The 16595-nt window shown below is 67.8% G+C and carries 12 protein-coding genes; 4 read left to right on the top strand and 8 right to left on the bottom strand.

The genetic code is table 11. From position 1 onward, the window contains the following. Positions 1 to 876: 876 nt before the first annotated feature. A complete protein-coding gene (locus tag QEZ54_RS34530) occupies positions 877 to 1809 on the bottom strand; it encodes a transposase (protein WP_281308984.1) in 933 nt (310 codons plus the stop codon). A gap of 124 nt (positions 1810 to 1933) precedes the next feature. On the opposite strand from QEZ54_RS34530, the gene QEZ54_RS34535 reads away from it, so the two are divergent. After that, the gene (locus tag QEZ54_RS34535; protein WP_281308985.1) at positions 1934 to 2449 is read left to right on the top strand and encodes an Imm21 family immunity protein; all 516 of its coding nucleotides are present in this window, start codon (positions 1934 to 1936) and stop codon (positions 2447 to 2449) included. A gap of 217 nt (positions 2450 to 2666) precedes the next feature. Here QEZ54_RS34535 and fxsT read toward each other — a convergent pair whose 3' ends face one another. Further along, positions 2667 to 5123 carry an FxSxx-COOH system tetratricopeptide repeat protein gene (gene fxsT, locus QEZ54_RS34540; protein WP_281308986.1) on the bottom strand — a complete coding sequence of 819 codons (2457 nt, stop codon included), beginning with the start codon at positions 5121 to 5123 and terminating at the stop codon, positions 2667 to 2669. Positions 5124 to 5477: 354 nt separating this feature from the next. On the opposite strand from fxsT, the gene QEZ54_RS34545 reads away from it, so the two are divergent. Both QEZ54_RS34545 and QEZ54_RS34550 read left to right on the top strand, forming a co-directional pair. Then, complete coding sequence (locus tag QEZ54_RS34545; protein ID WP_281308987.1) at positions 5478 to 5798, top strand: hypothetical protein; 321 nt, start codon at positions 5478 to 5480, stop codon at positions 5796 to 5798. Positions 5799 to 6230: 432 nt separating this feature from the next. Next, positions 6231 to 9218: a S8 family serine peptidase gene (locus QEZ54_RS34550; RefSeq protein ID WP_281308988.1), complete on the top strand. Its 2988-nt coding sequence runs from the start codon at positions 6231 to 6233 to the stop codon at positions 9216 to 9218. Between the two features lie 69 nt (positions 9219 to 9287). Here the strand turns inward: QEZ54_RS34550 and QEZ54_RS34555 are convergent, their stop codons facing one another. Both QEZ54_RS34555 and QEZ54_RS34560 read right to left on the bottom strand, forming a co-directional pair. Beyond that, positions 9288 to 10244: a hypothetical protein gene (locus tag QEZ54_RS34555; RefSeq protein WP_281308989.1), complete on the bottom strand. Its 957-nt coding sequence runs from the start codon at positions 10242 to 10244 to the stop codon at positions 9288 to 9290. A 165-nt stretch (positions 10245 to 10409) separates the two neighbouring features. Further along, a complete protein-coding gene (locus QEZ54_RS34560; protein WP_281308990.1) occupies positions 10410 to 10757 on the bottom strand; it encodes a metalloregulator ArsR/SmtB family transcription factor in 348 nt (115 codons plus the stop codon). Positions 10758 to 11125: 368 nt separating this feature from the next. Here QEZ54_RS34560 and QEZ54_RS34565 point away from each other — a divergent pair, with 368 nt between their 5' ends. Further along, positions 11126 to 11332: a DUF2795 domain-containing protein gene (locus QEZ54_RS34565; protein WP_281308991.1), complete on the top strand. Its 207-nt coding sequence runs from the start codon at positions 11126 to 11128 to the stop codon at positions 11330 to 11332. A 343-nt stretch (positions 11333 to 11675) separates the two neighbouring features. Here the strand turns inward: QEZ54_RS34565 and QEZ54_RS34570 are convergent, their stop codons facing one another. The 4 genes from QEZ54_RS34570 to QEZ54_RS34585 all read right to left on the bottom strand — a co-directional run. Then, positions 11676 to 13304 (bottom strand): SulP family inorganic anion transporter, encoded by a 1629-nt coding sequence (locus tag QEZ54_RS34570; RefSeq protein WP_281308996.1) that lies wholly within the window; start codon positions 13302 to 13304, stop codon positions 11676 to 11678. 77 nt (positions 13305 to 13381) lie between these two features. Continuing rightward, positions 13382 to 13738 (bottom strand): metalloregulator ArsR/SmtB family transcription factor, encoded by a 357-nt coding sequence (locus QEZ54_RS34575; RefSeq protein WP_281308992.1) that lies wholly within the window; start codon positions 13736 to 13738, stop codon positions 13382 to 13384. A gap of 278 nt (positions 13739 to 14016) precedes the next feature. Continuing rightward, positions 14017 to 14841 (bottom strand): hypothetical protein, encoded by an 825-nt coding sequence (locus QEZ54_RS34580; protein WP_281308993.1) that lies wholly within the window; start codon positions 14839 to 14841, stop codon positions 14017 to 14019. Continuing rightward, on the bottom strand, positions 14819 to 16595 hold a 1777-nt coding region (locus QEZ54_RS34585), incomplete at its 5' end, for a choice-of-anchor B family protein (protein WP_281308994.1). The genes QEZ54_RS34580 and QEZ54_RS34585, both read right to left, overlap by 23 nt.

Raw genomic sequence — 16595 nt, forward strand, 5'->3', positions numbered from 1 at the left:
TGCCAATTGCTCCGACAAGTCCGGCGACTGTAGCGGCCGTCGCAATGTCGATCGATTCATTCCACATCGGACCAGTGAAGCAGGCTGCTTCGACTCGCACTTGCCGGCTTGCCCGACCTCCCCCTGGGTGGCGGCCGTCCCGCCTACCTCAGCGACCTCACCCTGCAATTTGTGAGGCCGCAGACGCCGCTCTCCGCATGTTCATCCGGCTCGGCCATCCCGGTCACCGCGAGCCGCTGCTGGCCTGCTGGGCCTCAGGCCGTGGCTCCCCTCGAACTTGAGGTCGCCCCGAAGATCAGGTTTGTAGCTGGCCAGGCCAAACTGAGCCCATCGGCACCAGAGGCGACGGCTCCGGTCAGGTCGGCGTTCTGGCGGAACGCCTTTCAGCGCTACGGCTGGCGCTGCTGCTGCATGCGCCCGAACGATCGTCACGATCAGCGTGAGCACTGAAGAAGATCCAATGGTATGGATCATGCGATGTGCATACGCCGCAGCAGTCCTCCGACGCGAGTACCCGGAATGAGATACGTGGCCCCCGACGAACTGACGGCGGGGGCCACGCCGGTCACGGAACGTCCGGTCCCCATGACTGACAGTCCGTGTAGTACAACTGGCGCGGTTTGCCGCTCATCCCGCTGCGCTTCCAGTGGCACTGGATGAAGATGCCCGGAACGAATGGTCCGTTAACCTGGTAGCACCAGCCCCCGTTCGGGTTGCAGTAGAAGCGGTTAGGTACGGTCCCCGCACTCGCCGGAGAGGCTGCCAGAGTGAACAGGCCGCCGGCTACTAGTGCAAGCCCGACCATTCCGGCGCTGAATCTTTTTCGCACAATGTGCTCCTTCCACGTCAGGTTCCACGAGAGAACCGCGGTGCGACCTATCGGCGCTTGCTACTAGGTTCGCGTATCGCACCTGCTCCGCCGACCGATCCTGGAAAAGGCTGGAAACATGGACGCGGCTGATGAACCAGTGCTCCGTGACTCTGGTCAACGAGTCCACGGTCCATCGTCGGCGAGGATTTCGGGTTTACGGCAGTCACGGTTGTGCTCTGATCTCCTGTAGGTCGTCGCGACGGCGGTAGTGGCTGATCCGTGCGAGAGCCTGGTGTCGGCGCCGCCAGTAGGACCAGTGCAGCAGATGCCTTACCTCGGGTGGCCGGTGGAGCAGCGCGGTGATCAGGCGCCTGGTCTCCGGGACGGTACCCGACCCGGATCCCCGCGACGATCGCAGCGTCGATCATCTGCCCGGCCAGGGCGGGCTTGGTCGCGAACTCCAGGCCGTCGGGGATGCCAGCCCGGCGGCAGCGGTCGGTATCGGCCGTCCACGACTTGGTGGGCATATATAGTCTGCGGCCCACCAGCGCCCGGCCTCTTGGGGAGGCATAGGCGAGGATTACCGCGACCTGGCTGTTCTCGACTCGCCCGGCGGTCCCGCAGTGCTGGCGCTGCACCCCGGCTGAGCAAGCGCCTTTCTTCAGGAACCCAGTCTCATCGACTCCCAGCACCGCGTCCGGGTGGGCCAACTGGTCTGTGACCAGCCTGCGCTCGTCAGCGGCGACGGACTCGGCGTCCCACACCGCCTCGCGCAGGAGCCGCTGCATCCGCGACGGCCTGGCGTGCCCTGCAACCTCGGCCAGCTGCCAGCAGTTCTTCCTGTCCACTGTCATCAGCAGCGCGCGCACGAAGTCGCGAGCCACCAGCCTCGGCTCGATCCGCGTGAAACGGCACGCTACCTGGCACATCACCGCGTCGAACACCTGCGATGCAGCAAGACCAACACTGGCAGCGGCTTCTGAGCGGTATTGGTTCACGGCACAACATTTGATCATCGAGTGCCGGTGATCGCGAGGTGTTCTCGGCACACCGCGCCTACCGGCTGGATCTTCTGCAGCAATGCCGCCATGGCCTGGCAAGATCGGCGTCGGAGGTGGCGCTGTGGCCCTTACCTGGATCACGTCGGCCGGCGGGCCGCTGCTCGTGGCCCCGCAGTCGGCGCTGGCGTCGTGGGCCGGTGTGATCGACACCGACCGACCGGTGGAGACGTGGGGCGACTACGGCCGCGCCTGCGCGGTCGACGGCTATACCGGCCTGATAGCCATCGGCGATCAGGAGGGCCTCGTCCTGGGCGACGAGCCCGCAATGACGACCTACCTCGCCGAGGACCGGCTGTTCGTCCGCTGGGCCGCCGCCTACGACGAGGACGAGCTGGTGGTCGCGGCAGGTCGTCTCGTCCAAGAAGACGTCAACTGGGATGTGAGCGAAGAACTCGTCTGGGACGTGGAGGGGCCGGTCGTGTTGTTCGACTCGGCCGAGCCCGGAGCCGATCCGGAGCCCGGCAACCATCTCGTGATCGACTTGGAGCCCGGCCAGTACCGCGTCCGCGCGACCTACCGCGCCGAGGGCCACAACCAGATGATCCTGGTACAGCTTCAGCCCACCGGGCACCCGTAAATGCAGGCCGCCCCCGCCGAAGTTCCCACAACGGCGTCTGCGGCCAGCGGTAGTCGCCGTGACACGAGGAGCCCATCGTCCTACAGCACCCGACCCGGTAGTCGACAACCTTGACCATCAGCCTGCAGACATCCTGGTCACGAGGCGATCCGGCACTGCCGTACTAGATGTCACCGATTCATGCAGCAGACCCCCCTTCGCATTTGCAGCCTCCCTCTCATCCATCACGTCGGCACCGCTCAACCGCACGCCGCGTGGCTAATGTGGCGGCATGATCCGGCCCGAGTACCTGCTCCTGGTCGGCCAGCAGAGATAGGTAAGTAGCAAGGGCTCCATCGGGCCGTGCCGCATCCTCATACGCCTTCCCCAGATCGTTTCGGGCAAGCAGCGTGAGAGGCTCTTGCGGACCCAGATGACGCACGTGCTGCTCGAGTACGAGTTCGAGCTGATGGACCGCTGATTCCACACTGCCGGCCGCTCGGTGGGCGTTGGCGAGATACCGTGCGGTAGTCAGCGTCGCCGGATTCCCTGGCCCTAGCGCCAGCTCAAGGTCGGACAAAAGGGTTTCGAACTTTTCTACGGCGACCAGCGGAACACCAGCGGCTTGATCAGCTCGGGCCAGGTTTCCCCGAGTCGCCAGCGTGTGGGGATGCTTGGGACCGAGGGCTTCGATTTGTTCGGCGAGGATGTCGGTCAGCTCGGCACGAGCTGAGGCCACGTCACCGGCTTCAAGACGCGCCCGCGCGAGATTATGCCGAGCTACAAGAGTCGCGGGATGGGTCAGGCCTCGGTTCTGGCCCTCCTGTTGATATAGGTCTTCGAGTTCAGCTATTGCCTCCGCTAGGCGCCCGGCGTCGGCGTACGCGGCCCCCAGGAATGTACGCGTCGTGAAGATGTCGAGCTCCGTGCCGCGGGCGTCCACCAGAAGCTGCCTGAACTGAGATACGGCAATCTCTGGATTGCCGCGCAGTCGATGTGCTTCGGCGAGCATCCCCCGCACCTGCAAGGTCTCGACGCTGGTCGGGCCATGCTTGGCGGCAAATGCAGGAACAAGTCGCTCGAAATACCTCAATGCAAGCCCGATATGTCCGGCCCAACTGCATGCGAAGGCCAGATGCGCTACAAATTGGAGCGTCTTATCGTCATCAGAACCGAAGAGACCAGACGACTCCTCAACCAGGGTCTCGAACCAGCCGATCGACCGCTTGATCTCCCCTTGACCCTGCAAGTAGGTGGCGGCCCGATCTAGGAGTTCCAACGACTTCCTATCGTGCTCCTCGGTCGGAAGTCGAGCAATGAGCGCATCGATGTGGGGAATCAGCGAGGACCACAGACTCCAGCCAGAAACGTTCTGGAACGGATCGTCCGGCACCACAGCGAGGATCGAGTCGACGGCGAGTGCTCTATGCAGCAAGGCGTCCGTGTCGCGCGCTCGGGTCACGGAGGCCACGAGAGGATGGATGGTGATGCCGGCCCCGGTGCGGCGAATCATGTGGTACGCATTGAGTATTGCAAGGCTTCGAGCGAGATCAAGTTCATCTGCCAGCGATTGGAGTACCAGGTCGGGGAGGTCGCGGCCCCCTAGCTGAGAGATCACGGAGATGACGCGCGATGCCAACGGGTCCTGCTCCGCGATGCGTTCCGTGGTTACGTTCCACGTCACCGCGATCGTCCGCTCGCTCGGGTCGTCGACACTGGCGAAGGCGGCGACGCGGGCGAACTCCGCGGCAAGAAGTTCCCGGTACTGGTCAAGACTGGAACTTGGCTGCTGGGTGACGAATGCCGCAGCTTGACCGATGGCAAGCGGCAGATCTCCGAGCACCGCAGCCAATCGATCAGCCGCTTGCCGATCGGAAGAACCCGTAAGTCGGCACAGGAGATCGACTGCCGCCGGACGCGCGAGCACGTCCAGCTCCAACGGCATCAACCCGTGCCGCTTCCAGCGCGCGACACCCACGTTCAGACGAGTTGTAATGACCAATATGCCACACTTGCGCAGTTCGGCCAACACGTCGGCTACATCGTCCAGCCGATCTACGTTGTCCAGCACCAACGTCCAGCGATCATGCGTGCGGAGCCAGTTGATCGACCACGCTGCTGCGGACGCATCCGTGGTCCGAGGGTTCGAACGAAGACGACGAGCCAGAGCCGCGAGACCGCTGCGGACTTCTCCGGCGGTCTGGGAGTTGATCCACCAGACCACTTGGTGTCTTCCACGCATCGTATGCGCCCACTGAAGGGCCAATTCCGTCTTGCCGACACCACCGAGACCATGCACGGCAACGTGCCCGTTCTCCGCCGTGAAGCGGGCAAGCGTGTCGACGCTCCCCCCGACGTATACGGCCGATTCGCCAGGCAGATTGTGCAGACAGCCGACCTCCGCAACCTCCAGTTTCGCTGTGCGCTCGGCCTTTTCTGCCCGATCGCGCAGCCTCATGAACTTGGCCCGCATATTGAGATCCGTTGGGAGCGCGTTCAAGATCTTGTCAAGTGCATCGGCCGACGGCAGCCGCGTGCCGTTCAAATAGTCATAGATGCTGGATTTTTTGTATCCGGTGGCCTTGACAAGCGCGTCAACGGTGCGTGGGGCAGTTGGATCATATCTGCGCGCGTGTGTGAAGTAACTGCTGAGTGCTTCGTGAAACAGCGGCTCTTCGAACAGCGGCTCTTCCATAGAAACGCCTGTCTCCAGGGGTACATTGCGACCTGTCTATGCCGCTCACGGTAGCAGATTCGCGCCTCGTCGCTGCAACGTCAATCGGCGCTCGGACACTCGCAGCCCGATCGAAGACGGCCGCTGACGCTCGAGCCGTAAGTCTCCCGTACGTATCCAGCTGTGTGACTGATCAGATGGCTGAAGTCGCGGACCGGTGGTCCGTGCAGTTGCGGCGCTTGGCAGCTGGATGCTCTGCAAGCCCGCAGCCGCTGTCTTTCTTTCCAGTCGTTTCCAGCCACAGCGTTTGAATCCCTCGAAGTCTGTTGGACTCGTAAGCGTTGACGCACGGTGCGTCAGCGAAAGGGGATACTCATGAACGTCAAGCGCAGCGGGCGGTTGCGCCGAGCAGCCACGATTGCTGTCGTGCTCGGCGCTGGTCTCACCGGTGTCGTAGCCACGGCGACACCTGCAGCGGCGGCGAGTAACTGCCAGGTGGGCACCTACAGCGCCCGCGGCTCCTGGGCTTCCTGCGCGTCGGGCGGCGGCTCGTACCAGTCGTGGACGCAATGCGAGGTGGCGGGCTCGTGGTACACGGTCTACGGACCATCCCAGGCCGCCGGCAGCGGGGTTCTGTCGATCTCTTCCTGTCACTGGGGCTCCAACCGGCGCTCCTACGGAGTGATCACGTACTGAATCGCACGCGATAGTCGCGGGGGGCGGCTCAGCCGCCCCCCGCGACTATCGCGCCCACGCCGGTTGCGATTGGCACTACGGCAGATAAGCCCAAACAAGAGCCAAGGGGGTCACCGGCGGCGTCCGTTCGCTGCCAGGCTTGCATGACCGGGCGTGGGCGACGCGGATGGCCACACCGTTACATCGACCGCAGCATTGGTGACAACTGTTACGTCACACCGGCTCTGAGGAGCGACAACACCGTACCAAGTCAGCGGTTTCTTGACATCGCCGAATATTCACTTATGCCTCCGGCCCAGCGAAGCGCGGGCCTACCTTGTCGGCACCCTGTCCACCGGCTTCGACGGCGGTACGACGCGCCGCGGAGCCGCATCCCCGGGAGGCACCATGCCCACAAGGCGAACATCGCTGCTCACAGCCACGGCTACGGCTGTGCTGACCGTCCTGGCGTCGGCCCTGCCCGCCGCGGCGGCCGAGCCGGAAGGCGTAGTCCGGCACGCGGCGAAACATCCCGTGCCGGGCGTCTACCTGGTCACGTTCAAGGATCAGGCCGTGGCTAAATCGGACGCGGCGCAGACGACCCGGTCGCTGACCGCCCGCTACGGCGGCAAGGCCACCCACGTGCTCGACACCGTCATGCGCGGCTTCGTCGCCGAGGACCTGACCGAGCAGCAGGCCCGGCGGCTGGCGGCCAACCCGAGCGTCGCGTCGGTGACCCAGTCGGGCACGTCCCGGGCCGCCGAGACCCAGGACAACCCGGCCAACTGGGGCCTGGACCGCATCGACCAGCGGAATCTGCCGCTGGACAGGAAGTACGCCTACCCCGCGGACGGCGCGGGTGTGAACATCTACATCGTCGACACCGGCATCCGCTACACCCACCAGGAGTTCGAGGGGCGCGCCAAGTACGCCGCCGACTTCGTCGTGCCGAGCACCAACGGCGAGGACTGCGACAGCGCCAAGCAGGGCCACGGCACGCACGTCTCCGGCATCGCGGCTGGCCGAACGCGCGGCGTGGCCAAGAAGGCCAACCTGTGGTCCGTACGCATCCTCGGCTGTCAGTCCACCGGCAAGGACACCGACATCGTCGTGGCCGCCGACTGGATCGCCAGGAACGCCAGGAAGCCCGCGGTGGTCAACATGAGCGTGTACGCCGACGACCCCGCCATCGGCGTCGACGCCATCAAGGGCGCCGTCGCCGCCGGTGTGCAGTGGTCGCTGATCACTGGCAACAACGGCGGCAACGCCTGCGACTACGGCCCGGGCAGCCGGGTCGAGGCCGCGGTTCGGGTCGCGAACGCGACCAGCTCCGATCAGCGGGCCGGCGACTCCAACGACGGGCCGTGCACCGATCTGTTCGCACCGGGCAGCTCGATCGACTCGTCGGTCAACACCTCCGACACCGCGTACGGCCAGAAGTCCGGAACGTCGATGGCCGCGCCGCATGTGGCCGGCGCGATGGCGATCAGGCTGTCGCAGGATCCCACCGCGAGCCCGGCGGACCTGAAGAAGTGGATCATCGACAACGCCACGACCGGCAAGATGACCAACATCCGCACGGGTACCCCCAACCGGCTGCTCTACCTCCCCAGCACACCGGCGCCGGCCGACGACTTCTCCCTGTCGGCCAGCCCGTCGTCGGTCAGTGTCGACCCGGGCCAGTCGGTGACCACCACGATCAGCACGGCGGTCACCAAGGGCAGCGCCCAGACCGTGACGCTGTCCGCGACCGGCCTGCCGACCGGCGTCACCGCGTCGTTCAACCCGTCGTCGGTCACCGCGGGCGGATCATCCACCTTGACCCTGGCCGCCTCCTCGTCGGCTGGCCCCGGCACCTCGACCGTCACGGTCACCGGCACCGGCACCAGCGCCAGCCATGCCGTGAACGTGGGTCTGACGGTCAACGGGACGGGACCGACCGACTTCTCGTTGAGCGCGAGCCCGGCGGCCGGATCGGTCGGTGCGGGCGGCACGCTGTCGACCACGATCAGCGCCACCAGCGCCCTCACCGGTGGCGGGAGCACGGGCGGCACCTCGGGCACCGGTTCCGGACCGGCCGTGGTGAACGGCACGCCCACCACGGTGGCGAAGTACCCGTTCGTCATCTCGCAGCACCGCACCGGTGGTGCACGGCCGCAGGAGCAGTCGTGCACCGGCTCGGTCGTGGCGCCGCGAGCGGTGCTGATCGCGGCGCACTGCAAGTTCGCCCAGGGCGACCCGAAGTACCTGGTCTACGGGCGCGACGACCTCGCCGACACCGCCACCGGCACCCGGATCGAGATCGCCGAGTACCGGGTCCACCCCGGCTACAGCCCGCAGGACGGCACCGGTTGGCGCAACGGAAACGACGTGGCGGTCATCTTCACCAGGACCGACATCCCCGTCCCAGCGGGGATGGCGTTCCCGGCGATCGCCTCCTCCGCGGACAGCCTGGCGCTGGGCACTCGGGGCACCGCGCTCGGATACGGCAAGACCGAATCGGACGACAGCGGCCGCAACACCAGGCTGCGCGAGACGATCCTGCCGGTGGTCGACGGCCAGAACTGCGAGAACATCGACTCGACTTTCACCTCGGACACGATGTTCTGCGACGGCTACGGCGACGGCAGCACCAGCCTGTGCCAGGGCGACTCCGGTGGTCCGTACTACTACAACGGCAAGATCTACGGCGTCTTCTCCTGGCTGCGGACCGACTGCCGCTATTACAACGTCCACGGCAAGCTGTGGAGCGCGATGGGCGACTGGGCCAACGAGCAGATCGGCACCACCCCGCCGCAGCCGCCGACCGCCGACATCACGCTGTCGGCCAGCGGCCTGCCCGCCGGCACCGCGGCGACCTTCAACCCCACGAAGATCGCCAGCGGGGGCAGCAGCACCCTCACCCTCACGACCTCGGCCGGCACCCCGGCCGGCACGTACCAGATCACCGTCACCGGCACCCGTGGCAGCGCGGCCCGCACGACCACGTACACCCTGACCGTGCAGACGGCGCCGCCGACGTCCGACGGCATCGCCAACGGCGGATTCGAGACCGGCAGCCTCAGCGGTTGGTCGGCCACCGGCACCACCGCCGCCGTCAGCCCCGGCCGTACCGGCAGCTACGCGGCGAAGATCGGCGGAGCGGGCGGCATCTCCTCGATCAGCCAGACGTTCACCGTTCCGACCGGCCGGACCTCGGCTTCGCTGTACTTCAAGGAGTCCGGCTGCCCGTCCGCATTCGGTGACTTCACCACGGTCTCACTGACCGACAGCACCACCGGGTACACCCAGAACCTGGTCTACCGGTACTGCTCCAACTCCAGCTCCTGGACGAAGGGCAGTGCGTACGTCACGGCCGGGCACACCTACACCCTGAAGATCGAGCACAGCAACTCCACCGGCGCCTCGGTCCTGACGGCGGACGACGTCACGCTCTCCTGACCCTCCTCCCTCCCCCCGCCGGCGGCCCGGATCATCACCCGGGCCGCCGGCTCCTCGCCTTCGCCGGCCTCAGTCCCACTCCCAGCGCAGCCCCACCAGCCCCGGCGGCACGTCGGTGAGCACCAGGTGCGCGGTGTGCGACTCGCCGATCCACAAGGGAGCCCCGAGCTGGCGGGGCGTCTGCAGCGTGGCCTGCCGGAACGGCACGCACGTGGCCGGCGGCCCGTCGGTGAACTCCACCTGGAGCACGTACTGCCGCGCCGGGCGGGTGAATCGATGGTGGTACCACGTCAGCTCGTCGGGCCAGTCGGCGAAGCCGTACTCGTACTCCACGACGGTGCGTTCCGTGGCCGCCAGCCGCTGGTCGAGCCGCAGCTCGAAGACCGTGGCACCGCCCTCGGCATCCGCCCGGACCCGCCCCTGACGGCAGTAGCGCAGGTTGCGCAGCTCGGGCGGCGGACCCTCGCCCCAGTGGTACACCATGCAGCGGTCCACCCGGTCGGTGGTCGCCTCCAGCACCAGCCGACAGGTGACGGAGGCGAGCCGCCGCCGCTCGTCGAGCCGGACGCGTTCCTGGACGTCGAGATGGCGCAGCTGCCCGTCCGGCGGCGCGGCGAGCGCGGCCAGCAGCGGGGCGTGGGCCGGCCAGAGCCGGCGGCGGTCGACCGTACCGGGCTCGGCGGGACGGCGCCCCCTCGGCCGCGGCGGGCCGAGCATCGACACCAGCGACGCCGGCGGCAGCTCTAGCAGCTCCTCCAGGGCGGTCACCGCACGCAGGGACTCCGACCGCTCCGGCCGGCTGCGCCCGTGCCGCCAGTAGCTCAGCGCCGCGCGGCTCACCTGGACCCCGCGTCGCGCCAGATGATGCTGCACGCGTTCCAGGCTGAGTCCCCGGGTGGTGAACGCGTGGTCGATCACCTGTGCGAACGTGCCGTTGCGCAGCAGCCGACGCAGCTCGCGATCGACCGGGCGGGGCTGCCGCACCACGTCCGGGTCGGCCGGGGCCGACGTGGGCTCAGGTCGCATGGCACCTCCTCCGCCGACCTCGATTACCGCACTATCGCCGTAGTCGAGGCCGGTGTCCAGCGATACCAGCTAATGTCTCACCGCGCGGAGTCGAGTTCCGGGCCGGGTGAGACCCCCACCCGCACCGCTGCCCACCCGAAACGGCGGCGAGTGCGGCCGGTGCGGCTACCGGCCAGGGGTGGACCGCTGCGCCTCGCGCAGGTCGTCCAGCAACCCCATCTGGTTGGCCAGCACCTCGGTCAAGATGGTGCGGGCGACCGCGAGCAGTTCGGCCACGTGTGGGCTGACCAGCGAGTAGTAGACATTGGGGCCCTCTTTGCGAGTCACGACCAGGTTCATCTTGCGCAGCACCGACAGCTGCTGCGACAGGTGCGCCGGCTCGAGACCGACGTCGGGCAGCATCTCCGACACCGCGTGCTCGCGCTCGGACAGCAGTTCGAGGATCCGGATCCGGGCCGGATGGGCCAGCGCCTTGAAGAAGTCCGCCTTGGCCTGATATAGCGGTTTGCTCACCGGTGCACCCCCTCGCCGCCCGAAACCGTACCTGACTGCACCACGTACGAAGATGGCGTCGTTCGCCGCATGCCCGACTGAGACGTTGTCACACCACCCGTCCACCCGACGAACATTATTACTTGCTAAAGTTAGCAAGTGCTTGAGAGCGGCGGGCAGGAACACGCCTTGCGCAGAAAGGCGTGTTCCCGATGACCACGGCGTCGACGCCTGCCTGAAGTCGGCACAGCTGTGCGTCGAACCGGACATGCCGCAGACCCGCTACTACACGGGTAGCTGCACGTAGACCGGCGTGGCCCGCCGTCTCGCCTTCCCCAGGCGACGGGTCACGCCCACTATGCACCTCCACGTGAAAGCCAGGAGATCAGGTGACCGTCACCCGCACCGAACTTGCCAACCACATCGAGACCGCCTTCACCGACGGCCCCGCCACCCGCGACCGGCTGCTTGCGCACGCCGCAGGCAGCCACGCCCGACCCGAGGTCATCGACGTCCTGCACACCTTGCCAACCCGCGCCTACCACACCATGCGGGACCTGTGGAATGACCTGGCCCACGTCCCGATCGGCAGCTAGGTGTTTCGTGAGTCGACGCTCTTCGTTTTGCATCGGTGACGTTCAATCATTAGCCGTCGACGCTGAGGCCGGTGGCCGCCAGGAGCCGTACACCGTTCAGCCCCCACGACACCGCGTGTGCGTCCAGATGCGCGTGCAGGGCGGCGAAAAGCCGTGATGCGACCTGCTCGCGTACCCCATCCCGGCTCACCGCCGGATCAGGCCATGGATCACGAACAGATATCCCTGCCACGCCGAGCGCTGGATAGGTGTCACGACATCCCACACCCCGTTCCGCCGCCTTCGCCGTGGCCGCTCACCACAGTCGTGCCACGCCGCGCGCCGCTGCGGTGTCATCGGCTGCTCACACTTCTTCCAGCGACGCCCGCGCAGGTGCGAGCACACCGTGGTGGTGCAGGTGTGTCCGCGCTGCGGCGACGGCTTCGCCGATGTGCGCGAACACGCGGCGGTCGCGGCGCAGGCGCGTCAGGACACCGATCGCCGCCAGCGCCTTATCGTGCTCCGGGCGCACGCCGGACAGGTAGACCTCGATACCTCGATGCTCGAGCCGCTCGATCGCGTCGCGCAGGACCGTAGCTCCGGTGCCGTCGAGGGTGGACACCCGTGACATGCGCAGGATGACCACGCGCACGTCGGCGACCTCGGACAGTTCGAGCAGGAACCGGTGCGCGGCGGCGAAGAACAACGGCCCGTCGAACCGGTAGGCGACGATGTGCTGGGCTAGCAGCGCCCCCTCTTCCGCCTGGTGGTCGGTCACGTCGAGGGGCACCTGCTCGAGCGTCGCGGCCCGGGCGATCTTCCGCACAGCCAGGAACGCCGCGAACACGACGCCGATCCCGACCGCGGCGACCAAGTCCAGCGCCAGGGTCGCCGCTGCGGTCAGCACCATCAGCACCGCGTCGGACCGGGTGGACCTGGCCAGTGCCAGCAGTGAGCTGACCTCGATCATCCGAATCGCGGTGGCCAGCAGCACGCCGGCCAGCGCGGCGAGGGGTATGTGGGCGACCAGGGGCGCGGCGGCGATCATGATCACTGCGAGGGCCAGGGCGTGGGTCAGCGCGGCCAGCCGCGATCGGGCGCCGCTGCGGACATTGACCGCGGTACGGGCGATCGCGGCAGTGGCCGGCACCCCGCCGAACAGCGGCGCGGCCAGGTTGGCGATGCCCTGGCCAAACAGTTCGCGGTCCGGGTCGTGGCGCTGCCCGACGGTCATCCCGTCGGCTACCGTGGCCGACAGCAGGCTCTCTAGCGCCGCGAGCGCCGCGACGGCCAGGGCGGAGGTCAGCAGCGTCGGCACCGCGGCCGGATGCAGGAACGCAAGTGACGGCGCGGCCAGCGTCGGGGGCAGCGCACCGATGCGGGCGACGCCAAGGTGTGCCGCCGCGGCCAGCGCCGTCACCGCGCCGACGGCGAGCAGGGAGAACGGGATCGTCGGCTTCCAGCGCGCCCCGAACAGCATCGTCGCCGCGACGCCAAGCGCCACCGCGATCGCCGACCAGTTCGGGGCGTGGGCGAACCCGACGACGGCCTGCCAGGCGACCGCGGTGACCTTCTCCCCCGCCGGGGTCGGCACGCCAAGTGCGGCCGGGACCTGCTGCAGGAAGATGACCGCCGCGATGCCGACCGTGAAGCCCTCCACCACCGGGGCGGGTACGTACTGCATGTAGCGGCCGGCCCGGGCGGCCGCGAGCACTACGAGGATCACTCCGGCGAGCAGGCCGACGGTCAGTACTCCGGATGGCCCGAAGCGGTGCACGATCGGCACCAGCACCACCGTCATCGCCCCGGTCGGCCCGGAGACCTGGAGGTTCGACCCGCCCAGCAGCGCCGCGAGCACCCCGGCCACGATCGCGGTCGCCAGCCCGGCCGCTGCGCCCAGGCCTGAGGAGACGCCGAACCCCAGAGCCAGCGGTAGAGCGACGATGGCGACGGTCAGCCCGGCGATCAGGTCCTGGCGCGGTTGGCGGCCCATCGCGACCAGGTCAGTGCGCCTGGGCAGCAGCCGCAGCAGGTGAGCCTGCCCCGAAACTCCTGTCGCTGCCGTGTTCATCAGTGCCCCACCGGCGCGCTTTCCTCGGTCTCGGCATCGCTCAAGACGTCCAGCAGCTGCGCCTGGCTGGCGATCATGTCGGTGAGGAAGCGGCGTGCCGCGTGCATGACGGCGGCCACGTCCGGGCCGGCCAGCGCGTACATCACTGCGGCGCCGTCACGGTAGGAGACGACGATCCCGGCCCGGCGCAGCACCGCCAGCTGCTGCGACAGGCTCGACGCCTCGATGTCGACGTCGGCAAGCAGGTCCCGCACGGCCAACGGCCCGTCGCCGAGCAGCTCCAGCACCCGGATTCGCACGGGATGCCCCAACGTACGGAAGAACTCTGCCTTGCTCTGATACAGCGGTACCGGCACCGCCAACCACCCGCTTCACGTTGATGCAACCATGCAATTGAACACCTCTTCAATTACTACATCACGCAAAGCTGCACCAAGTAAATCACGTCACCGCAGCTGGCTCCGGCAGCTCGCCTAGGTGTATCACCCAGGACCGTTGTTGACGCGGGCATGGAGCGGAACGGAGGCGCCGACACGGCATCGCCCGGCCGAGAGAGGGCGACCCATCGCGGCGGGTAGCAGGACCTACGCGACACGCCTCGGGCCGCGGCGGTCACCCGCCGCGGCCCGTGCCATCAGGTGACGAAGACCGTGAAGGCGGCCCGCTGGGGCTTCCCGGCCACTTGGAAGTCCATGAACAGCCGGTATTCGCCCCGGTTGGGGAACTGGACGTGGAAGGTCAGCTCGTCGGCCGCCGGGTGCAGGTGGGTGAGCGCCTGCGTGCGCACCTCGAACGCGGACATGTGCGCCAGCGCCCCCAGGTACGGCTCCAGCACCGCCCCCGGCACGTCGAAGCGCAGCAGGCCGGAGCGGCCCGCCCGCAGATGCGCCGTCCCGTCGAGCCGGTGCACCGTGTACGCCCCCGCCCTGCTGTCCGGTGCGGGCGCGGGCAGCGGCGCGAGCCTCGTATCGCCGGTGATGACGAACGGCAGGCCCAGCGTCGTGGTGTGCCCGCCGCGCCCCTTCGGCAGGAACTCGGCGTAGAACCGGTACGCGCCGCCGTCGCCGATGTCGACCGCGGTCGTCCAGGTCCCGTCGCGCAGCTCCGGGTGCAGGTGCTGGTATCCGCTGAGGTCGTCGCGGACCAGGTACAGGTGCAGCAGCTTGGTCTGCACCGGCTCGTACTCGGTCAGCGCCCTGCCGTCGGGTCCGAGGATCTGGAAGGCGACCGGGATGGCCCTGCCCCGCTTCTCCGGCAGCGCGACAGCGCGGATCAGGTAGCCGTCGTGGCTGTCGGAGAGCCCGTCGCCGTGCAGCGACGGCGACGGGCTGGGCGCCGCCGCCTGGACCGGGGGAAGTGCCGACCGCCCGGGGACGACGGTCAGCACATACGCCACGGTGGCCAGGAACGCGATGCCCAGCACCAGGTAGTAGGGCTTACTGCTGCGTGATGGTGACATCGTCCACGCCGGCCTCGACCAGGCTCGCGCCGGAGGCGTCGGCCGCCTCGATGAGGATGCGCACCGGCTGGCCCGCGTACGCCGACAGGTTCCAGCTGCCCGCCGTCCACGCGCCGTCGCGGTTGGACGCCGCGCCCGCCTGCTGGAACAGCTGCGTGGTGCCGCCGCTGTGCACGACGCTGACCCGGAAGTAGTCGGCGCTGGAGGCGTTGCTGCCGTGTGCCAGGTACCACGACAGGTTGACCTTCAGGACGCCGGACGCGGGCAGGGTGATCGCGGGAGAGCGGATGCTGCTGACGCCGCCGTCGAGGTCGTAGGCGCCCGCACTGGTCCCGGCCAGCCGGCCCGTGACCAGGTCGTTGGTGCCGTTGACGGTGGTGCCGAGCTGCTTGGTGCCGCTGGAGGTGGTGGCCTCCGGGTCGCCGCGTTCCCAGGCGCCCAGGGTCGCCGTGTCGGTGCCGTTGGGGTTCACGGTCCAGCCGGTCGCGGTCTCGAACGTGTCGCTCCACACCGTGGTCGTCGGCGGCTCGACCACCGGGTTGTGCTTGACCAGGACCAGGCCCTGCTCGATGCCGCTGATCGCGATCGTGCCGCTGGCGAAGAACGGGTAGACGTTCCACGCGCCGTTGAACCCGGTGTTGTTGGCGGCCGGGTAGATGTCGAAGTAGGCGATCTCCTGGAGCGTGTTCGACGCGATCCCGGAGATGTCGAAGATCCGCAGGCCCGCGCGGTAGGTGGCCTGGTAGGCCCTGTTGCCGATGATGTACAGGTTGTGGTCGGTCGCCTGGACCGTCGGCGAGGTGTAGACCCCGGTGTTCAGCGGGGCGTTGAGGTCCGACACGTTCCAGATGTACGTCTTGGTGCCGGGCAGGTCGGTGTCGAGCTCGTCGTCGAGCAGCAGGCGGCTGTGGTCGTCGGTGAGCCAGCCCTGGTGGGAGTACTTGACGCCGGTGTAGGTGGTGCGCGACAGCTGCACCGGCGCCGACTTCACGGTCACGTCGACGATGGTCAGCGTGTCCTCGTTGTAGTTGAAGCAGACCTCCCGGCCGCTGTAGGCCGTGTCGGGGCCGTGGTAGACCACGCACTGGTTCTCGTGGACGTAGCCGTCGTTGCTCACGCAGCCCGCGTTCACCGGCGACTTCGGGTTCTGCACGTTGACCATGTGCACGCCGCCGCTGCACGTGTTGGTGCCGACGGCGTAGATGTAGCCGGTCTGCTCGTTGACGGAGAGCGTGTGCGAGTTGCCGAAGCCGGTGTAGCGGGCGTCGGCGGTGAACGTCTGCGGCGTGGTCACGGTGCGCAGCCGGGTCAGGTCGAACACCTGCATGCCGTGGCTGCTGATGCTGTCCGCGCCGATGAAGGCGTGGTTGGCGTACACCTTGATGTCGCGCCAGGAACTGGACGTGCCGTTGTACGACGGCAGGTTGCCGAGGTAGACCGGGGTGGTCGGGTTGCTCACGTCGACGAACGCGGCGCCGGTGGTCCGGCCGAAGATGATGTACTCCTTTCCGGTGGTGGAGTCCGTCCAGCCCCACATGCTGTTGCCGTTGCCGCCGCCCATGCTGGCCAGCGGCAGGACGCTGAGCAGGTCGACGTTCTTGCACGGGTACGTCCCGGCCATACCGCCGGAGCAGGCGGTGGCGGCCAGGGTCGCGGTGCTGTCGGCGCGCCACGGCGGTTCGTAGTTCGCCATGATCTTCCGGAACTCCTCCTGGCCTTCCAGAGAGTTCGGGTCGTGGGCCCAGGACGCTGTG

Origin of the sequence: Catellatospora sp. KI3, from assembly GCF_029948125.1 — a bacterium.
Taxonomy (GTDB): Bacteria; Actinomycetota; Actinomycetes; order Mycobacteriales; family Micromonosporaceae; genus Catellatospora.